Genomic DNA, 16939 nt, shown 5'->3' on the forward strand with positions numbered 1-16939 from the left:
GAACGGCAATGACTACCTCATCAACCGGCGACGACGACAGCGCCGAGGACACCGAGATCACTCCCCCGACCGACAACGACGGGGTCGAGGAGCCGACGCCGGCCTTCGCGACTCGACAACCGTGGAAGTGGGTGGCCGTCGTCCTCGCTGCCGTGGCGATCGGCGGAGGCGCATTCGGATTCACCAAGTATCAGCACGTGAATCATGAACTCGCACAGATACGGCAGTCCCAGGCCGATCGCGACGCGGCCGCCAAGCTTGCCAGGGATTATGCGCTCAAGTCACTGACGTACTCCTTCGAAGACCCCGATGCGTTCTTTAAGTCCGTCGAAGACGGTGTGTCGCAACCGCTTAAGGACAAGTACGTCAACGCCACCGACCTGTTGAAGAGCATCATGCTGCAAGCGCAGGTCAGCTCCTCCGGTGAGGTGCTGGCTACCGATGCGGTGCTCCAGGGTGACGGCACCTATCAGGTGGTGGTGTCGGCGCACCAGACCACCCGCAATCTGCAGAACCCGACGCCGAAGGTGTCGATCATCCTGTTGCGGGTGACCGTCGCCCGGGCCGGTGACGGATGGCAGGTCACCGACATCGGCCCCGAGACCGGCACCCAGCAGGCAACCGAGCAGCAAATCCCCGGCGCCCCGCCACCGCCGGCGCCCGCGCCGCCCGGCAAGCCGGCCCCGAAAGGGTAGGTGCACGCGTCGTGAAGCGGCTCGCGCTGCCGCTGGCCGCCGCGCTGGTGGTCACCTCGGTTACGTTGTCTCACAACGCAACCGCCGACACCATGCTGCCACCGTGCCCGCAGAGCGGTGCGGTGATCACACCGAGCGGCAGGACACCGCAGGTGGATTGCAGCCTGCACTCCGGTGACCTCACGTTCGCCGTCAACTACTGGACCGCCCCGGAGCTGCCCGCACCCGGGTCGGTGAAGATCACCGTGACCGACCCCAGCGGTGAGGTGGTTCAGACCATCACCGAACTCCTGGAGCCCTCCAGCCCCGGTGGCGTCGGCTTGGAGGATGTCGATGGCGACGGCCGCGAGGAACTGATCATCCCGATGGGGCAGAACATCTTCAACGGCACCCCCAACACCCGGTTCTCGGTGTGGCGTGCGCCGGGTGATCGCCGGCACTACGAACGCACCCAGATGGTCGGCCAGGCTGTTTATCCCAGCGGCGACGGATACGCGGTGAGCAACGGCGGCGCGTTGACGAGCCGGGACCTCACCTTCTATCTGCCCACCGGGGCCGGATACACGCTCGTCATCGTGATCACCATCGAGGTCGAGCAGGTCGACCCCGACACCGGCAAGGTGCTGACGGTCAACTGCCGCGCCCACCAGGAAGACGGGCTGCACGCCATCGACATGGACGTCTACCAAGCCGAGGACACCTTCTGCGCCTCACCGGCGGCGATGGCGATTTGGCCTGGAGCACAACGTTTGTCGCTGCGGCACCGGCCGGCGGGGCGCTGACCTAGGGGGCGCAGACCGCACGGGCGGCACTGAGATTCTGTCGCGCCGTGGCGAGGTCACTGGCGAGTTGCTCGGGGCTGGCCGGCCGGTAGGGATCGGAGTTGTCGATCTGCGCAGCCACCATCGTCGAGCGAATCCGCAGGTCCACCGATTCGGGAACGACCAGCCCGTACAGCGGGGACAGTGCATTGCGCAGTTGGCCCGCAACGTAGAACGGCGTCCCACTTGGCGACACCATGTTCAGCGCAGTCTCGATTCGATCGGCTGCCGGAAGAATGATGTCGCACTCCCAGGCTTCCGCAGCCACCGCGGGGGCGGCCGTCAGGCACATCGCCAAGGCGGCGAGCGGCACACCGAGAAGTCGTGAATTCATCGGCTGCAAGCTTGGCACTGCATCGGCTGATTTGTCCCGCCTTCGTGCCGATCCCGCGGCACCGCCGAACACAAAATGACGGGCATGCAAATTTGCAGACAGCGCGCGACCTCGCTGCTAGTTTCTGCGTCAACTTTCACTGTCACTGCTCCCTGGAGGATGGGCCATGCCGAAGTCGGGAAATCACGGCGCACCCTGGATCACCACGCGGCTGGGAGCGGCCGCGGTGGTGGCGGGACTGGCACTGGCGGCCCCGCAGGGCGTCGGCATCGCCCGGGCGGACACCCCTTCCGGAGGCAGCGACTCATCCAGCAGCAGCGCCTCCTCACCGAGATCCGGCGCGACCGGGGGCTCGGGCCGCCAGGCGCGCCAGGGTGCCACGGCTCCCAAGCCGGCCGCCACCAACGGGCCGCGGGCCGCGGCCGCCTCCGCCGGTGCGGCGGCAACATCGGCACAGACGCGGGTCGCCTCGGATGCCACTGGGCGCAGCGCACGCACGGCGAGCATCCCGGCCGCCCAACCCGACTCGGCCGCTTCGGCGTCGCTGACGTCGGCGGCGAACGCCCTTCCCCAGGCAAACGCAGTACCCACCTGGGCGCCGGATTCGATCCTGGCGATCTTCGTGTCCAACGGAACGCTGTCGCATCCCGACGCGGGGCTATTGATCGGCAATGGGTTCAGCTTTGACGGCATCACCTGCGCGGCGAACACCAAGTGCGATGGCGGCCGAGCCGGCCTGCTGTTCGGCAACGGCGGGGCGGGATACAACGGTGGGATCGGCGGCAGCGCCGGGCTGATCGGCAACGGCGGTGCGGGCGGCCGCGGATCGAGTGCCGTCAACGCCGGCACCGGTGGCGACGGCGGCCGGGGCGGGCTGCTGTTCGGCAATGGCGGCGAAGGCGGATCGGCCGCCACGGGCGCCAACGGCGGCGCGGGCGGCCGCGGCGGATTCTTCTTCGGTGTCGGCGGGCGCGGCGGCATCGGCGGCCCTGGCACAGTCGCGTGCGCGGCATCCGCCTGCTCTGTGACCCTGGTCGGCGGCTCGGCCGGCGTCGGCGGTCCGGGCGGACTGTTCTTCGGCCGGTCCGGCGTCACCGGGTCGGCGCCGCTGCCGCTCGATTCATGGCTGTTCGTCGGATACAACCCGGTTTACCCGGTTGTCACGCCGCCCCCGTGCACGGTGAACTGCAACCAGATCGGCACGGCCGGCCAGGGGCTGAGCTACCCGGACGACAAGGACCCGACCAAGCCGTACGCCATCCCGGGCACCGTCGTGCCCAACATCAACCTGCCCGCCGGCACACCGCTGGGACGCTGGGGTTACTCCGGCGGCTCATTCCTCGCACCGGCGGGAACCCACTATGCGCAACTGTCGCTGCCGCCGGCAAGCCAGGTGGCGCCGTACTTCGAGTACGTCGTCGCCAACCCGGCGAACCTGCCGCCCGGCCTTCGCATCGAGCAATCCCAGGCCGCCCCATGGTTCGGCCAGCCGGGCGGGGGCATTCAGTACCGAATCACCGACGCGAACAACAACGACGCTCCGGTGCAGGCACTGCTTGACTCCGGATTCCTCGCGTACAGGTGAGCGAGATCGCCGACTTTGCGCGGCTGTCACGCAACTGGACGTACTGGTCCGAACTGGCTCAGCTGAGCGAACTGTCGGTATCGACGACGTGTGACGATTGCGCAATCCTATTCAGCTCCAACGACTATTCGGTTCACCTTCGGCATGACGGCGACTGGTGGTCGGTGGACACGGTGAACGACCGGCGCCAGCGCACCAACGACTCGGCCCGGTTCTCCAGCTACGCGCTGGCCGAAAAGTACCTGGTGTGGATCTGGGGGTCGGCGGCGCGCAGCTCCATGCGGGCACCGGTGTTGGGGCCCAAGCTCTACGAACTCGGCTTCAACCCAGATGTCGAGGTGCTGCCGCTGAGCGAGGGGGTCTACGAACTGCGATCCGCCGAAGGCCGTGCGGTGCTGTCCGAGCCCTACGCAACGATCGTCAGCCGCTTGATCGGAAAGCCGCTGGACGATATCGAAACGATGCTGCGCGCGAGCTAGGACGAGTGAGCGCTGACGATCGCCTCGTCAGGCTCAACGGACTGATCCGGCTCGTCATCCTGCTCGACCTCCCAGACGTCATCGTCGTCGTCGACCAGGTCTTCGGCCGCGTCGATGGACATGATGATCGAGAAGGCCTGGGCCAGATTGACCAGCTTGGAGTCGCTTGCTTTCGGCGCCTGGTCCCTGATCGCCTTCAGCAGTTCTTTCGCGGTTTCTTCGACCAGCTCGTCGAGGTCAGCCATGACATGCTCCTGTCGTGATCGTTGACGTCACGTGCAACACCGACAGTAGTCCTCGGCTCCACAACCGTTGCCCACCTTTGCCATTCGGCCTTCAACTAGCCAGCGCAGGTTCACGAGAGAACGCACAGGACGCCATTCCGTCATCGACTGCCGGGCTCGCAATGCCGTCCGGTCACGAGACCGTCGTCTCGAGTTAAACCACGCCGGGTAGCTTCAGGGCAGCGCCCCGCATGGCTCGCGGCGATCGGCTGCGGTGGCCGTTTCGTGGTCGCAATCACTCGCCGACAAGATTCACGGCAGCTGGGTGCGGTTCATCAAAACCGATGTGCCAGATGATGATTGGAAGCCTATTCCTCCGAGGCAGACATCCGGATATCAGGGCCGCGGGTCGACGTAACGTCGACGTGCTCGCTGCCTGGACGTACTGAGCGCGCGCTATTCAGCGGTGCGGAAGTACGGTTCGACCGTGCCACTGACCTTGACAACCATGGGGTTTCCGCGACGATCCTTCGCGGTGGGCACCTCAACGCGGACCCAACCCTCGGCCACGTTGTATTCGTGGACGTTGTTCTTCTCGACGCCATTGAAGCGGATACCCACATCGCGGCGGAGCACCTCTTCGCTGTAGAACGGGCTGCGCGGATCAATGGAGAGGTGGTTTGGTGGGACGTCTGTGACCTGATCCTCGGACATGATCGCCTTCGTTGAGTGCTGCGTCTTGACTTGATGTCCTAGAAATCTACGCGCCGCTGACCGGCGCGACCAAACTCCCCGACCTGATCACTCCGACGAGTTCGACCGCCCCATCAACGTCCCGAAACTGCCCGAGCTCGACGCAGCAGAGTGACGTGCGACACGCACGAGATCAGATGGCGCGAACACATCGAGGCCTCGATGGTCCCCTTCATCGCGCGGTCATTCGGTATCGATCCGCCCGCCTCGGGGCTGCCCGCGCCTACGCACTGAACAAGAAAGCCCCGGCCATTGGCCGGGGCTTTCTCGAAGTGGAGCTAAGGGGATTCGAACCCCTGACCCCCACACTGCCAGTGTGGTGCGCTACCAACTGCGCCATAGCCCCGTCGTGCCCATCGAAGTTACACCACCGGCACGTGCCCCTCAAAATCGCTGGTCAGAGCAGGCAAGAACCGGCGATACGCGTCGGGACCGCATCCAGACTGAACTCACGCATACCGCCCCTCGCACTTTTGATGCGTGCGTGCAATCTCGGCGCAGGACGCATCACTACGGCAGCTCGCCGGCCGCCTCGGGACCCAGCGGACGGGCCGGTGTGTGCTCCAGCGGCGGGCTGTCGCGGGTTTCCGGCGCGAATGCCCACCCGATGGACGCCAGCACCAGGATCGCCCCGCTCACCGCGAACGCCCAGCTGAACGACAGGTGCTGGGCGATTAGGCCGACACCCAGCGAGCCGATGATCGACCCGAGGTCCGACATCATCTGGAATGTGGCCACCGCCGTCCCGCCGCGGGCCTTGCTGCCGATAATGTCAGCCACCGCGGCCTGCTGCGGCGAAGTGAACATACCGGTGGCCGCCCCGGCGATGACCGCCCCGGCCAGGAACACCGGCAGCGACGAGGACAACCCCACCACTGCCGTCGACACCCCGGCCAACCCGAGCCCCACAATCAGCAGCGGCCGGCGCCCGGTGCGATCCGACAGCCGCCCCGAGGGAATCACGGCCGCCACGTTGCCGATCGCGAACGTCGCCAGCGCCGCGCCTGCCCACCCGGGCCCACGGTGGAACACCTCGGTGACGAACAGCGGCACCAGTGCGACCCGTAGCCCGAACGCCGACCAGCCGGTGGCCAGATTCGACAGCAGCGCCGCCCGGTACGCCCGGTGCCGCAGCGCCACCCCGACCGTCACGGTCAGCTCGTCGGCAGGCGCCACGGCCGCCAGCGAGGAATGCCGCAGGCTGATGAACACCACCGCCGCCGCGACCAGCAGTGCGGCGCCGTAGATGACGAACGGCGCCGACAACCCCAGCCCCGCGGTCAGGCTGCCCACGACAGGTCCGGCGACCGACCCCACCAGAAACGCACTGGAGAACATGCCGGCCACCCGGCCGCGCGCATTGTGCGGGCTGATCCGGATCATCAAACCCAGCGCGGAGACGAAGAACATCGTCGATCCGACGCCGCCGAGCCCTCGGAATAGCAGCAGCTGCCAATAGGTGTGGGCGAACGCGCAGGCCGCCGTGGACAAGGCCACGATCAGCAGGCCGCTGACATAGACGCGCCGCTCGCCCAGCTTCTGCACCAGCAGGCCGGAGGCCGGGGCGAAGATCAGCCGCATCACCGCGAAGGCGGTGATGACGAACGTCGCCGCACTGAGGCTCACCCCGAAGTGGCGCGCGTACTGGGGCAGCACCGGCGCCACCACGCCGTAGCCCAAGGCGATGACCGCGTTGGACGCGATCAGAACCCAGACCTCCCGAGGCAGACTGGCCTGCGCCTCTTCCGAGGGACAGTCACCCTCCGCGACGGAACTCACGAGAATGACTGTAATGAGTGGGGGTCATGCGCTGCGCTTGACCTGCACCGGCGCCGCGATTGCCCAGCCGCGGCCGCGAATCGGGTGCAGGTCGCCGATCACGGACTGAGGGCAGACCGCCGCGGTGCCTGCTACTTCGTACTGCGTGCTGATACCCCATTGGCCGTCGAATTGCGTGTCGCTGCTGCCGCTTTGGTGACGCGGGTGGAGGCTGGCTTCACAGCGGAGGCCCCACCGACGACCACGTGGTTGATGTTGAAGCCGGGGCCGACCTTGGAAATGTTTGCATGGGCTTCGTTGATCGAACCCGCCAAAGCCAGCGGACCACCGCCGGCGTCAACGGTGGTCGATGCGCCATTGATGGCGAAGGCGGCGTTCAATACGCCATCGTGCGATTGAACGACGTTGTCCGTCCCGCCAACATTCGCGGCGACGCTCATTACGCCGAACGCGTTCACCCGGTGGCTGATCACCGACGTCGCGTAGCCGAACAGGTTGACGGCGACGTCGCCGACCCCCTGAGCAAGGACTGACTGGTAGTGAGCGGGCCCGTCACCCGGGGTGATGCCGATTGAGACATTGAACAGTCCCCCCGTCTGAGAGTCGCCTGACCCGACCTGGGCGGCTACCTCGAAAACGCCGGCATCATTGGCTATCGCATTCGTTCCGAAGGCGGTACCGATGTCGAATGAACCGACTCCGGACCCTGCGCCGTTGCCGACTGCCAAGGCGACGCTGAAGTAACCGGCCGATGCCGTCGCACCCGGTCCGACGGCGATGGCCACCCCGAATAGCGTGCTGCTGCAGTCCGGTCCGGTACTCAGGCCCCAGAACGAGGCACACGAAGCGTGGGCCGCTGGCGCCGACCCCAACCCGGCGGCGGCGAAAACCCCTGCGGTGACGGCGCCGATCGTGAGTGCGCTGGTGAACTTCGTCTTGGTGATGGTGTGAGTGCCCACGGGTTCTCCCTACAACGGGGTCGTGGGCCAGAATTTACGCCTCCGCAGACATCGCAAAACGAAGAACTGCGAACTGTTCACACCTTGACGAACGTGTGCCGTTTCTTTCCGAGCGTGTCCCTTCTGGAGTATTCCTGGAACGTAAGAGGCGGCAATACTTCAGCCGGGGTGGGCGATGGCGATGTGCAGACGACTGACAGTGGTCGCGGTGTGGTGGATTGTCGCGCTGGCGGCCGCACCCGTGTGCACCGCCGAACCGGTGTGGCCGGTCGCCGGCGCCGAATCGGCCGCCAAGACGATCAAGGAACTCGAGGATCAGGGTTATACCGTCGCGATGAATCTGGTGGCCGGTGATCGCTCCGTCTCACTGTCGCGGTGCTCGGTAACCGCCATCAACAACCCGGACCGTTCGCCGGATCCCGCACCCACGACGTCGACGACCGTGTACGTCGACGTCTCATGCCCATCGCATGACAGCGGGGATTGGGACCTTGGCATCGGCCTGGGCTTCTGAGGCTACGAGATCACCGCATTCACCACTTCGCGAGCCGCTTGCTGCACCTCCGCCAGGTGCTCGGGGCCCTTGAACGACTCGGCGTAGATCTTGTAGACGTCCTCGGTGCCTGACGGGCGGGCGGCGAACCAGCCGTCGGCCGTGGTCACCTTCAACCCGCCCAGCGCGGCCCCGTTACCGGGCGCGGTCGTCAGCTTGGCGGTGATCGGCTCACCGGCCAACTCGGTGGCGCTGACCTGCTCCGCGGACAGCTTGGCCAGCCGCGCCTTCTGCTCCCGGTTGGCCGGGGCATCCACCCGCGCATAGACCGGCGCCCCGTACTTGTCGGCCAGCTCGGCGTACCGCTGCGACGGCGAGACTCCGGTGACAGCCTGGATCTCCGAAGCCAGCAACGCCAGGATGATGCCGTCCTTGTCGGTGGTCCACACCGAGCCGTCGCGGCGCAGGAATGACGCGCCCGCAGACTCCTCACCGCCGAAACCGATTGTGCCGCTGATCAACCCGTCGACGAACCACTTGAAACCGACCGGCACTTCGATCAGCTTACGGCCCAGCCCGGCCACCACCCGGTCGATGATCGACGAACTGACGGCGGTCTTGCCCACCGCCACGGTGTCCGGCCAGTCCGGCCGGTGCGAGTACAGGTAGTCGATCGCCACGGCCAGATAGTGGTTGGGGTTCATCAGGCCGCCGTCGGGGGTGACGATGCCGTGGCGGTCGGAGTCGGCGTCGTTCCCGGTGGCGATCTGGTAGGCGTCGCGGTTGGCGATCAGTGAGGCCATCGCATTGGGCGAGCTGCAGTCCATCCGGATCTTGCCGTCGGTGTCCAGCGTCATGAACCGCCAGGTGGCGTCGACCAGCGGGTTGACCACGGTGAGGTTCAGGTCGTGGCGTTCGGCGATCGCCGCCCAGTAGTCGACGCTGGCCCCGCCCAGCGGGTCGGCGCCGATGCGGATGCCTTCGGCGCGGATCGCGTGGATGTCGACGACGTTGGGCAGATCGGAGATATAGGCATCCATATAGTCGTGGCGCTGGGTGGACTGCAGCGCCCGCGCCAGCGGAACCCTCCTCACCTCGGCCAGGCCGCCTCGCAGAATCTCGTTGGCGCGCTTGGCGATTGCCCCGGTGGCATCGGTGTCGGCCGGGCCACCGTTGGGTGGGTTGTACTTGAACCCGCCGTCACGCGGCGGGTTGTGCGACGGGGTGACGACGATCCCGTCGGCCAGATCGGTGCTGCGGCCGCGGTTGTAGGCCAGGATCGCGTGACTGACAGCCGGGGTCGGCGTATAGCGGTCGGCCGAATCGATGAGCGCCACAACGTCATTGGCGGCCAGTACCTCCAGCGCAGAAACCCACGCCGGTTCGGACAGTCCGTGGGTGTCGCGGCCGATGAACAGCGGCCCGGTGGTCCCCTGCCCAGCTCGGTACTCCACAATCGCTTGCGTGGTGGCCAGGATGTGCGCCTCGTTGAACGCCCCGTCGAGACTGGAGCCGCGATGCCCCGAGGTGCCGAACACGACCTGCTGGTCGACGTTGTCGGGATCGGGCTGCACCGTGTAGTACGCGGTCACCAGGTGGGGCAGATCGACGAGGTCTTCGGGAAGCGCCGGCTTACCGGCGCGGGGGTTAGCCGCCATGGGACCCAATTCTGCCCGCCACGGGCGATACTGGCTCGCGGATTCACTGACGGTTAAGGGGGTAGCCCTTGTTCGGCCATGACAACCGCGAATTGGCGGCCGTATTCGCCGGCGGCGCCATCGGAACCGCCGCGCGCGCCGCGCTGGCGACGCTGGCCGTCCCCGACCCCGCGCGCTGGCCGTGGCCGACCTTCGTCGTCAACATCATCGGCGCGTTCCTGCTCGGCTACTTCACCACCCGTCTGCTCGAGCGGCTGCCGATGTCGAGCTACCGCCGCCCCTTGCTGGGCACCGGCCTGTGCGGCGGGTTGACGACGTTCTCCACCATGCAGGTCGAGACGGTGCGGATGATCGAACACCACCACTACGGCCTGGCGGTCGGCTACACGGTAGCCAGCATCGCCGCGGGACTGGTGGCGGTCTACGTGGCGACGGCGATGGTGCGCCGGGTCAGGATCCGCGCGTGAACGTGGCGGTGTGGGCCGGTGTGCTGGTCATCGGGGGCCTGGGGTCGGTGGCCCGGTTCATGGTCGACCGTGCGGTGGCCCGCCGGGCCGCCAGGTCGTTTCCGTTCGGCACGCTGACCGTCAACATCTCCGGGGCGGTGCTGCTCGGTTTCATCACCGGGCTGACCCTGAGTCACCAGGCCGCCCTGCTGGCTGGCACCGCGTTCGTCGGCGCCTACACCACCTTCTCCACCTGGATGCTGGAAACCCAACGCCTCACCGAGGAACGCCAGATCAAGCCGGCCATCGCCAACCTGGTGGTCAGCGTGGCGCTCGGCCTGCCCGCCGCGATGCTCGGCCAGTGGATAGCGAGCCTGATATGAGCGACACCTACCTCAAGTTGACCACCTACTTCGGGGAACGCCAGCGCGCCGGGTCACGCTTCCTGGCCGAAGCAATCCTCGACACCTACGCCGAGCACGAGGTCGCCGCCAGCGTGCTGCTGCGCGGCATCGCCAGCTTCGGGCCGCGCCACATCATCCGAAGCGACCAGTCGTTGACGCTGTCGGAGGATCCGCCGGTCGCTATCGCCGCCGTCGACTCCGAAGCAGTGATCGGTGCGCTGGTGAGCGACGTCGTGGCGATGACCCCGCGCGGCCTGATCACCCTGGAACGGGCCCGGCTGCTGGACAAAGATCTCGCGGGTGCTCCGCTGCCCGACGGTGATGCCGTCAAACTCACCCTCTACGTCGGCCGCAGGCGGCGGGTGAACGGCCTGCCTGCCTACTACGCGGTGTGCGACCTTCTGCACCGCCACGGATTCGCCGGCGCATCGGTGTTCCTCGGCGTCGACGGCACCGTGCACGGGCAGCGGCGCCGCGCCCACTTCTTCAGCCGCAACACCGACGTTCCGGTGATGATCATCGCCGTCGGCACCTCCGCCCAGGTGCAGCAGGTCCTGCCCGGCCTGGAGGCAGTGCTCTACCAGCCGCTGGTTACCGTCGAGCGCGTCCAGGTGTGCAAACGCGACGGACAGTTGCTCGCCCGGCCGCCGGCCTTACCTGCCGTCGACGCCCATGGCCGCGAGCTGCGCCAGAAGCTGATGATCTACACCTCCGAATCGACCCACTACGACGGCGCACCCGTCCACCGCGCCCTGGTGCGCAAGCTGTGGGAGTCCGAAACCGTCAGCGGCGCAACGGTATTACGCGGCATCTGGGGCTTTCACGGCGACCACAAGCCGCACGGCGACAAGCTGATCCAGTACGGCCGCCAGGTGCCGGTGACCACCATCGTCGTCGACACCCCCGAGGTGATCGCCGGGTGTTTCGACCTGATCAACGAGGTGACGGGCAGCCACGGCCTGGTCACCAGCGAGATGGTGCCCGCGTTGCTGATGCTCGACGGCGACCGGCGCAGCGGCGCCACCGACCTGGCCGACTATCGCTACTAGCTGTCGGCGAGCACGGTCAGCAGGATCGCCGAGTCGTCCACGGCGTGCAGTCCGTGCCGCTCGCGCGGGACCACCAGCAGGTCGCCAGGCAAGCCATCCCAGCTGTCGTCGGCGGTAGCCACCTGGACGTGACCGCGCAGCACCTGCAGGGTGGTCTCCCCCGGACTCTGGTGCTCGCTGAGGTCGCGACCGGCGGCCAACGCGATGAGGGTCTGTCGAAGCTGATGGTCGTGGCCGCCGTGCACGGTATGGGCCGAGCGGCCGCTGTTCGACGACCGGGCCGCGTCGAGGTGCTCGTCGGCGAGTTGGGACAGGGATACGAACTCCATGACTACCTCCGTAATCTCACGCGGCCAGCAGCAGGATGCCGGTGACCAGCAGTGCCACTACTTTGACGACTTCGAACCCGACGTAGACGAAGTGCGCGTGCGAGCGGCCCGCTTCGGCTTGGCTGGGCTCGGCCAGCACGGCCTCAGAACGTTTGGTCAGCGCGGGCCGCACCCCGATCAACTGGATCAGCAGGGCGCCGATGGCCGCCAGGGCCGCCGCGATGACGCCAACGTCAGGCTTGCCGGCCACGAGCGCCGCCACGACGAGGATCGCGAACGCGATCTCACAGGCGTTGAGCGCGCGGAAGACCAGCCGCCCGATTCCCAGGCCGAGCACAATCGTGACGCCGGGAGCCCGGAACTTCAGCGGCGCCTCCAGGAACGAGATCGCCAGCACCATGCCCAGCCAGACGAAGACCACTGCCACCGTGACGGCGACCCAGGTGTCCACGACTGCCCCTCACTGCCACTCTGCGGCGAGACCCTCGACCCATTCTGCGGCCTGCGCCGCATTCTCCGGCGGGGAGGCCACCAGAACCAGTTCGTCGACCCCCAACTCTGCCAGGCGAGCCGCGTCCGACGGGTGCGGTTCGACCAAGGCGACGGCGATCCGCAGGTCAGCCATGTCGCGGCCGGCCTCGTCGCACAACCTCTTCAGGGTGGCCAGCTTGTCGGCGACCTCGTCGGGGTCGGCAAGGTTGAAGCCGTACCAGCCGTCGCCCCACTGCGCGACCCGGCGCAGGGCGGGTTCACTGTTGCCGCCGAGCAGGATCGGGATGCAACGGTTGTGCACCGGTTTGGGGTTGACCCGGATCGCCGAGAAGGTGGTGAATTCTCCTGCGTGGGAAGCGATGTCGTCGTGCCACAGGGTTCGCATGGCCGCCACGTAGTCGGCGGTGCGGGCTGCGCGGCGCTCGAACGGGACCCCGAGGGCGTCGAATTCCTCACGGGACCAACCGATTCCGACACCGAGTGCGAATCGCCCGCCGCTCAGCTTGTCCAGGCTGGCGGCCTGCTTGGCGATGATCACCGGGTTGTGTTCGGGCAGCAGGAGCACCCCGGTCGCAAGACCGATAGTGCTCGTTGCCGCCGCGGCGAACGACAGCCCGATCATCGGATCGATCCAGTCCGCGACCGCGGGCACCGCGATCTGGCCGTCATCGGCATACGGATACCACGATGCCGACTCGTCGACCATCACCACATGTTCGCCGGACCACAACGTGGCGAAGCCGTGGCGCTCGGCGGCGCGGGCAACCGCTTCGATGACGGCCCGCTCTGAACCGGAGCCGATCCCCAGCGCGTGCAAGCCAACTCGCATGTCCGGCATCATCGCACGGGCATGACGGGCACGACCCGCCTTGCGAAGTTCTGCTGTACCTGCCCGGGCTGGTCGGGTAGACACGGCGGTATGCGACAGGTGGTGAGGGGCGCGCTGGGCGGTGCGGCCCTGTCCGTGGTGGCGGCGTGCGGCGGCAGTCCGTACACCACGGCAACCCTGACCACGACGTCGTCGAGCACCCCGACCCCGGCTGCGACGCCGACCACGACCGTCGCTGCCGCCCCGGGACCGGCGACGCGCACCGTCCGGTGGGTCGACCTGCACCCCGGTGACTGTCTGGCCGAACCGCCGCCGACGGATCCCGCGGTGGTGATGGTCACCGTCGTCGACTGCTCCGGCCCACACCAGGCCGAGACGTTTCTGCGGGCACCGATACCGGTCAACGCCGCGCTGACCGACGTCGGCAATCAGCAGTGCGCGGCCGGCCTGGCGGCCTACGCCGGGGGCGCGCCGTACACGATCAGCTATCTCATCGACTCCGAGCAGGACCGCACCTCTAACAACCCGTACCCGAGCACGGTGATCTGCCTGCTGCAGGACTCCGACGGCCGGCCACTGACCGGGTCGGCGCGGCACTGAGCCGACGTTGTCGGTGCCCGCAGTTACGGTGGCTGCCCCAGGGGCAAGAGGAGGCGGACACGATGGCCGAAGTATTCGAAGCGACGTGGTTCTTCCTGCCGGGTATCCCGCCGTATGCGGTCTGCGACGACCTGCAGGCACTCGCGGAGTGGGCACGTCAGCACGTCCCGCGCCAGGGAAAACGGGCCCGTCCCCTGCTCGTCGGAAATGACAAGAGGCTGTGGTTCCTGCAGGCGGACGGCAGCCTGTCCGAGGTGTCGCGCACCCGGAAATCGTGGCGCTTCCCCAGTCCCAGTGACGCCTACTGGCGGGCGCGGGAGGGCACCGACGCGTGGAATCAGCGCCCGCACAGGCCACACTCACCGGAACGCAAGAAGCACATCCCGATCCGGGTCAGCACACTGAGCGCCGCCGAGCACGGCTATCTGGAGTGGCTGGAGCACAACTGGCAGTCCGTGGAGTGACACTCGTTACTACATAGAAGATGCTGTCGTCCAAGGGCTTTCGCCGAGTACGGGGACGGCTCAGGCCTGTGAGGCGAAGAACTGACCGGTGGCCGCGGAGGCGTCGACGCCCGCGTTCATCGGCCAGGTGTGCCCGGCGCCGTTGACGCTGACGAACTCCACCTGGGTGCCGCCAGCACAACCGGTCGCGGTGAATCCGGCAGGGTTCGGTGCGGGTGTACTCGGGCATTGGTCCAGGGCGCGCCACCGCTCTGCCATCTCCGGTGCGCTCACGATCTCGCTGGGCCCGCCGCGCCCCACCATGGGTCCGCCGGCGAAGGGAACCACCTGGTCGGCGGTGCCGTGAATGGCCAGTACCGAGACCGGCTTGGACGGGTTGCACGCCACTCCGACGCCCAGCGTCCCGGCCACCGGCGCGACCGCCGACACGAGGTCGGCGCGGTCACACGCCAGCCGGTTGGCCATGAAGGCGCCTGCGGACATCCCGGTGACGAAAACGCGGCCGGGCGGAATGCCGAAATCGTGGGTGAGCTGGCCGATCAGCGCGGCGAGGAAGCCGACGTCGTCGACCCCCTCCCGGTCGGGCACCGAGGCGCCGCGCCCGTCGGCCCAGCTCATGTCGATGCCGTCAGGGTAGGCAACGACGAACCCGTAGCGGTCGGCGACGGCGTTGTAGTTGGTGACCCCGGCCTGGATGGCGCCGTTCTGCCCGGCGCCGTGCAGGTTGATGACCAAGCCCGAGGGTTGCTGGAGGCCCGGGGGGACGTGCAGGACGTAGGTGCGCTGCAGGCCGCCGAAGGTCAGTGCGCCGGGCGGATCACCAGGGGTGGCCGAGGCGGGTGCAGCCGTGAGTGCGGCGACAACGATGAGGCCGGCAACGAATGCCGTCGTCCGCGTGATCACGCACCCAGTGTGCCCGGTTGCCCCAAAACGATGGGAAAACGTCGAAATCCCGTGGCCCAGTGTTCGCGTGCCGGACACCGGACGCCCCGGTTGCGACACGGTCACAGATGAGTACCTCTTTGGGTATCACTGGCCACAATCGTCACTCCAATAACTATCGTCACTTTGGTCATCCCTTTGGCGTCACTTGCGACGTCTCGCCCCGAAAGGTGTGCTGTGGCGCCGCATTCCCGTTTTCCCGCGCGATCCACGGCGTCGGTGCTCGTCCTCGGGCTGTGCGCCTCGCTCGGGATCGCTCCGCCCGCGGCGGCCGAGCCGTGCCAGGGCGCGGCCGCACAAGCCGAGCCGCAGCCCAATCAGGCTTTCGAGATTCCCAACCCCTCCCGGATCGCGCCATTCGACCGCCCGATCGGGCACAAACCCACCGGAGCCAACGACGCTGCGCCGCTGCCCAAACTCGGCCAATTGCCGCTGGCGATCATCAAGGCGCTGATACCCAATTCGGGTCAGGTACAAAAGCAGGCGGCGGTCGCACCGGCTCCCCAACCCGGTGCCGCCACCACGCCGACACCCCCGGCCGTCCAGCAGGCCCCGGCGGCCGCCGTGGCGCCGGCACCGTCGACGGCACCGCCCGGAACGTCGCTCGTCGGCTGGGTCACCGGACCCGACAGCCCCAACCGCACCGTCGAGCGTTTCGCGATCACCGGCACCGACCTCGGAATCATGTGGGACAACGGCGATCCCGCCAACCAGCAAGTGCTGATGGCGTTTGGCGACACCAATGGCTTCTGCCAGATCCCCGGCAAGCAGTGGCGCTACAACACGCTGTTCCGCACCCAGGACCGCTCGCTCGCCAACACCATCGCCGTGGCCGACGGCGTGCCCGGTAACCCGTACTCCGGGTCGCCGGTCTGGCGCCAGGGCATCTCCAAGCAGGTGGTCAACAGCATCAACACCGCACCGGAAGAGACCGGGATCATCCCCACGGCCGGTGTCGGCTTCGGCGGCAAGCAGTTCATGAACTTCATGTCCATCAAGAGCTGGGACGCCAACGGCGCGTGGACCACCAACTACTCGGCGATCGCGGTCTCCGACAACAACGGTGAAACCTGGGGCGTGTACCCGGGGACCATCCGCACCCCCGACGCGGGCAATGAGAACTTCCAGATGGGCGCCTTCCTCAAGCCCGGGCCGGGCGACCCGTACCTCTACACCTTCGGCACCCCCAACGGGCGCGGCGGTTCGGCCTTCGTGGCCCGGGTGACACCGGCCTACATCCCGGACCTGACCAAGTACGAGTACTGGAGTTCGGGTAGCAACTCGTGGGTCCCCGGTAACCCCGCGACCGCCACGCCGGTGATCCCCGGCCCGGTGGGCGAGATGTCGGCGCAGTTCAACACCTATCTCAAGCAGTACCTGGTGCTGTACTGCAACGGGAACAACGACGTGGTGATGCGCACGGCGCCGGCGCCGCAGGGGCCATGGGGACCTGAGCAGATGTTGGTGTCCTCCATGCAGTTCCCCGGCGGCATCTACGCGCCGTTCCTGCATCCGTGGTCGACAGGGCGCGACCTGTACTACAACCTCTCGCTGTGGTCGGCCTACAACGTGATGCTGATGCACACCGTGCTGCCCTGACCTGG

General features: G+C 67.4%; 23 protein-coding genes and 1 tRNA gene. 12 read left to right on the plus strand and 12 right to left on the minus strand.

Translation table 11 applies throughout. The annotated features are described in order from the left end of the window. Window positions 1-8: 8 nt before the first annotated feature. Complete coding sequence (locus tag HBE64_RS17125; RefSeq protein ID WP_167104648.1) at window positions 9-695, plus strand: hypothetical protein; 687 nt, start codon at window positions 9-11, stop codon at window positions 693-695. A gap of 92 nt (window positions 696-787) precedes the next feature. Then, complete coding sequence (locus HBE64_RS17130) at window positions 788-1477, plus strand: hypothetical protein (RefSeq protein ID WP_371744198.1); 690 nt, start codon at window positions 788-790, stop codon at window positions 1475-1477. Between the two features lies 1 nt (window position 1478). On the opposite strand, the gene HBE64_RS17135 is transcribed toward HBE64_RS17130, so the two are convergent. Continuing rightward, window positions 1479-1850, minus strand: coding sequence for a hypothetical protein (locus HBE64_RS17135; protein WP_167104654.1), 372 nt, complete (start codon window positions 1848-1850; stop codon window positions 1479-1481). Between the two features lie 183 nt (window positions 1851-2033). Further along, window positions 2034-2480 (minus strand): hypothetical protein, encoded by a 447-nt coding sequence (locus tag HBE64_RS17140; protein WP_167104656.1) that lies wholly within the window; start codon window positions 2478-2480, stop codon window positions 2034-2036. Between HBE64_RS17140 and HBE64_RS25020 the strand changes: the two genes are divergently transcribed. After that, the gene (locus HBE64_RS25020) at window positions 2473-3435 is read left to right on the plus strand and encodes a TNT domain-containing protein (RefSeq protein ID WP_371744001.1); all 963 of its coding nucleotides are present in this window, start codon (window positions 2473-2475) and stop codon (window positions 3433-3435) included. The two genes, HBE64_RS17140 and HBE64_RS25020, sit on opposite strands and share 8 nt — an antisense overlap. Further along, entirely contained in the window at window positions 3432-3914 is a 483-nt protein-coding gene (locus HBE64_RS17150) for a hypothetical protein (protein ID WP_167104659.1), read from the plus strand. The genes HBE64_RS25020 and HBE64_RS17150 overlap by 4 nt, the downstream gene beginning before the upstream one ends. On the opposite strand, the gene HBE64_RS17155 is transcribed toward HBE64_RS17150, so the two are convergent. From HBE64_RS17155 to HBE64_RS17175, 5 genes are all read right to left on the minus strand, one after another. Further along, window positions 3911-4159, minus strand: a complete 249-nt coding sequence (locus HBE64_RS17155; protein WP_167104662.1) for a hypothetical protein — start codon at window positions 4157-4159, stop codon at window positions 3911-3913. The two genes, HBE64_RS17150 and HBE64_RS17155, sit on opposite strands and share 4 nt — an antisense overlap. A 435-nt stretch (window positions 4160-4594) precedes the next feature. Then, window positions 4595-4852 (minus strand): DUF3297 family protein, encoded by a 258-nt coding sequence (locus HBE64_RS17160; RefSeq protein WP_167104666.1) that lies wholly within the window; start codon window positions 4850-4852, stop codon window positions 4595-4597. Between the two features lie 312 nt (window positions 4853-5164). Further along, window positions 5165-5237 (minus strand) — tRNA-Ala (locus HBE64_RS17165). A gap of 164 nt (window positions 5238-5401) precedes the next feature. Then, a complete protein-coding gene (locus HBE64_RS17170) occupies window positions 5402-6670 on the minus strand; it encodes an MFS transporter (RefSeq protein ID WP_167104669.1) in 1269 nt (422 codons plus the stop codon). A gap of 131 nt (window positions 6671-6801) precedes the next feature. After that, window positions 6802-7455 (minus strand): hypothetical protein, encoded by a 654-nt coding sequence (locus HBE64_RS17175; protein ID WP_167104671.1) that lies wholly within the window; start codon window positions 7453-7455, stop codon window positions 6802-6804. Here HBE64_RS17175 and HBE64_RS17180 point away from each other — a divergent pair. Together HBE64_RS17180 and HBE64_RS17185 are read left to right on the plus strand one after the other, a co-directional pair. Next, on the plus strand, window positions 7448-7621 hold the full coding sequence (locus HBE64_RS17180; RefSeq protein WP_167104674.1) for a hypothetical protein: 174 nt from the start codon (window positions 7448-7450) through the stop codon (window positions 7619-7621). The two genes, HBE64_RS17175 and HBE64_RS17180, sit on opposite strands and share 8 nt — an antisense overlap. A 189-nt stretch (window positions 7622-7810) precedes the next feature. After that, window positions 7811-8143, plus strand: a complete 333-nt coding sequence (locus HBE64_RS17185; RefSeq protein ID WP_243841356.1) for a hypothetical protein — start codon at window positions 7811-7813, stop codon at window positions 8141-8143. Window positions 8144-8145: 2 nt separating this feature from the next. Here HBE64_RS17185 and pgm read toward each other — a convergent pair whose 3' ends face one another. Next, a complete protein-coding gene (gene pgm, locus HBE64_RS17190) occupies window positions 8146-9780 on the minus strand; it encodes a phosphoglucomutase (alpha-D-glucose-1,6-bisphosphate-dependent) (protein WP_167104680.1) in 1635 nt (544 codons plus the stop codon). A gap of 68 nt (window positions 9781-9848) precedes the next feature. Here pgm and crcB (HBE64_RS17195) point away from each other — a divergent pair, with 68 nt between their 5' ends. The 3 genes from crcB (HBE64_RS17195) to HBE64_RS17205 are packed head-to-tail and all read left to right on the plus strand — an operon-like array spanning window position 9849 to window position 11679. After that, entirely contained in the window at window positions 9849-10247 is a 399-nt protein-coding gene (gene crcB / locus HBE64_RS17195; protein WP_167104683.1) for a fluoride efflux transporter CrcB, read from the plus strand. Between the two features lie 59 nt (window positions 10248-10306). Further along, window positions 10307-10609, plus strand: a complete 303-nt coding sequence (crcB, locus tag HBE64_RS17200; RefSeq protein ID WP_243841676.1) for a fluoride efflux transporter CrcB — start codon at window positions 10307-10309, stop codon at window positions 10607-10609. Then, on the plus strand, window positions 10606-11679 hold the full coding sequence (locus tag HBE64_RS17205) for a DUF190 domain-containing protein (protein WP_167104689.1): 1074 nt from the start codon (window positions 10606-10608) through the stop codon (window positions 11677-11679). Before crcB (HBE64_RS17200) ends, HBE64_RS17205 begins: the two co-directional genes overlap by 4 nt. Here the strand turns inward: HBE64_RS17205 and HBE64_RS17210 are convergent. From HBE64_RS17210 to HBE64_RS17220, 3 genes are read right to left on the minus strand one after another with little or no spacing between them, the layout of a single operon-like run. Next, complete coding sequence (locus HBE64_RS17210; RefSeq protein WP_167104692.1) at window positions 11676-12008, minus strand: cupin domain-containing protein; 333 nt, start codon at window positions 12006-12008, stop codon at window positions 11676-11678. The two genes, HBE64_RS17205 and HBE64_RS17210, sit on opposite strands and share 4 nt — an antisense overlap. 16 nt (window positions 12009-12024) lie before the next feature. Then, complete coding sequence (locus HBE64_RS17215; protein ID WP_243841357.1) at window positions 12025-12459, minus strand: hypothetical protein; 435 nt, start codon at window positions 12457-12459, stop codon at window positions 12025-12027. A 9-nt stretch (window positions 12460-12468) separates the two neighbouring features. Beyond that, entirely contained in the window at window positions 12469-13329 is an 861-nt protein-coding gene (locus tag HBE64_RS17220; RefSeq protein WP_167104694.1) for an LLM class F420-dependent oxidoreductase, read from the minus strand. Between the two features lie 90 nt (window positions 13330-13419). Here HBE64_RS17220 and HBE64_RS17225 point away from each other — a divergent pair, with 90 nt between their 5' ends. Both HBE64_RS17225 and HBE64_RS17230 read left to right on the plus strand, forming a co-directional pair. Further along, window positions 13420-13929 (plus strand): hypothetical protein, encoded by a 510-nt coding sequence (locus HBE64_RS17225; RefSeq protein WP_167104697.1) that lies wholly within the window; start codon window positions 13420-13422, stop codon window positions 13927-13929. Window positions 13930-13991: 62 nt separating this feature from the next. After that, the gene (locus HBE64_RS17230) at window positions 13992-14393 is read left to right on the plus strand and encodes a hypothetical protein (protein WP_167104700.1); all 402 of its coding nucleotides are present in this window, start codon (window positions 13992-13994) and stop codon (window positions 14391-14393) included. Between the two features lie 60 nt (window positions 14394-14453). On the opposite strand, the gene HBE64_RS17235 is transcribed toward HBE64_RS17230, so the two are convergent. Beyond that, the gene (locus tag HBE64_RS17235) at window positions 14454-15296 is read right to left on the minus strand and encodes a PHB depolymerase family esterase (RefSeq protein WP_167104703.1); all 843 of its coding nucleotides are present in this window, start codon (window positions 15294-15296) and stop codon (window positions 14454-14456) included. A gap of 216 nt (window positions 15297-15512) precedes the next feature. Between HBE64_RS17235 and HBE64_RS17240 the strand changes: the two genes are divergently transcribed. Beyond that, entirely contained in the window at window positions 15513-16934 is a 1422-nt protein-coding gene (locus HBE64_RS17240) for a DUF4185 domain-containing protein (protein WP_167104706.1), read from the plus strand. Window positions 16935-16939 lie beyond the last annotated feature (5 nt).

The sequence above is a fragment of the Mycobacterium sp. DL592 genome, from assembly GCF_011694515.1.
Lineage (GTDB): Bacteria > Actinomycetota > Actinomycetes > Mycobacteriales > Mycobacteriaceae > Mycobacterium.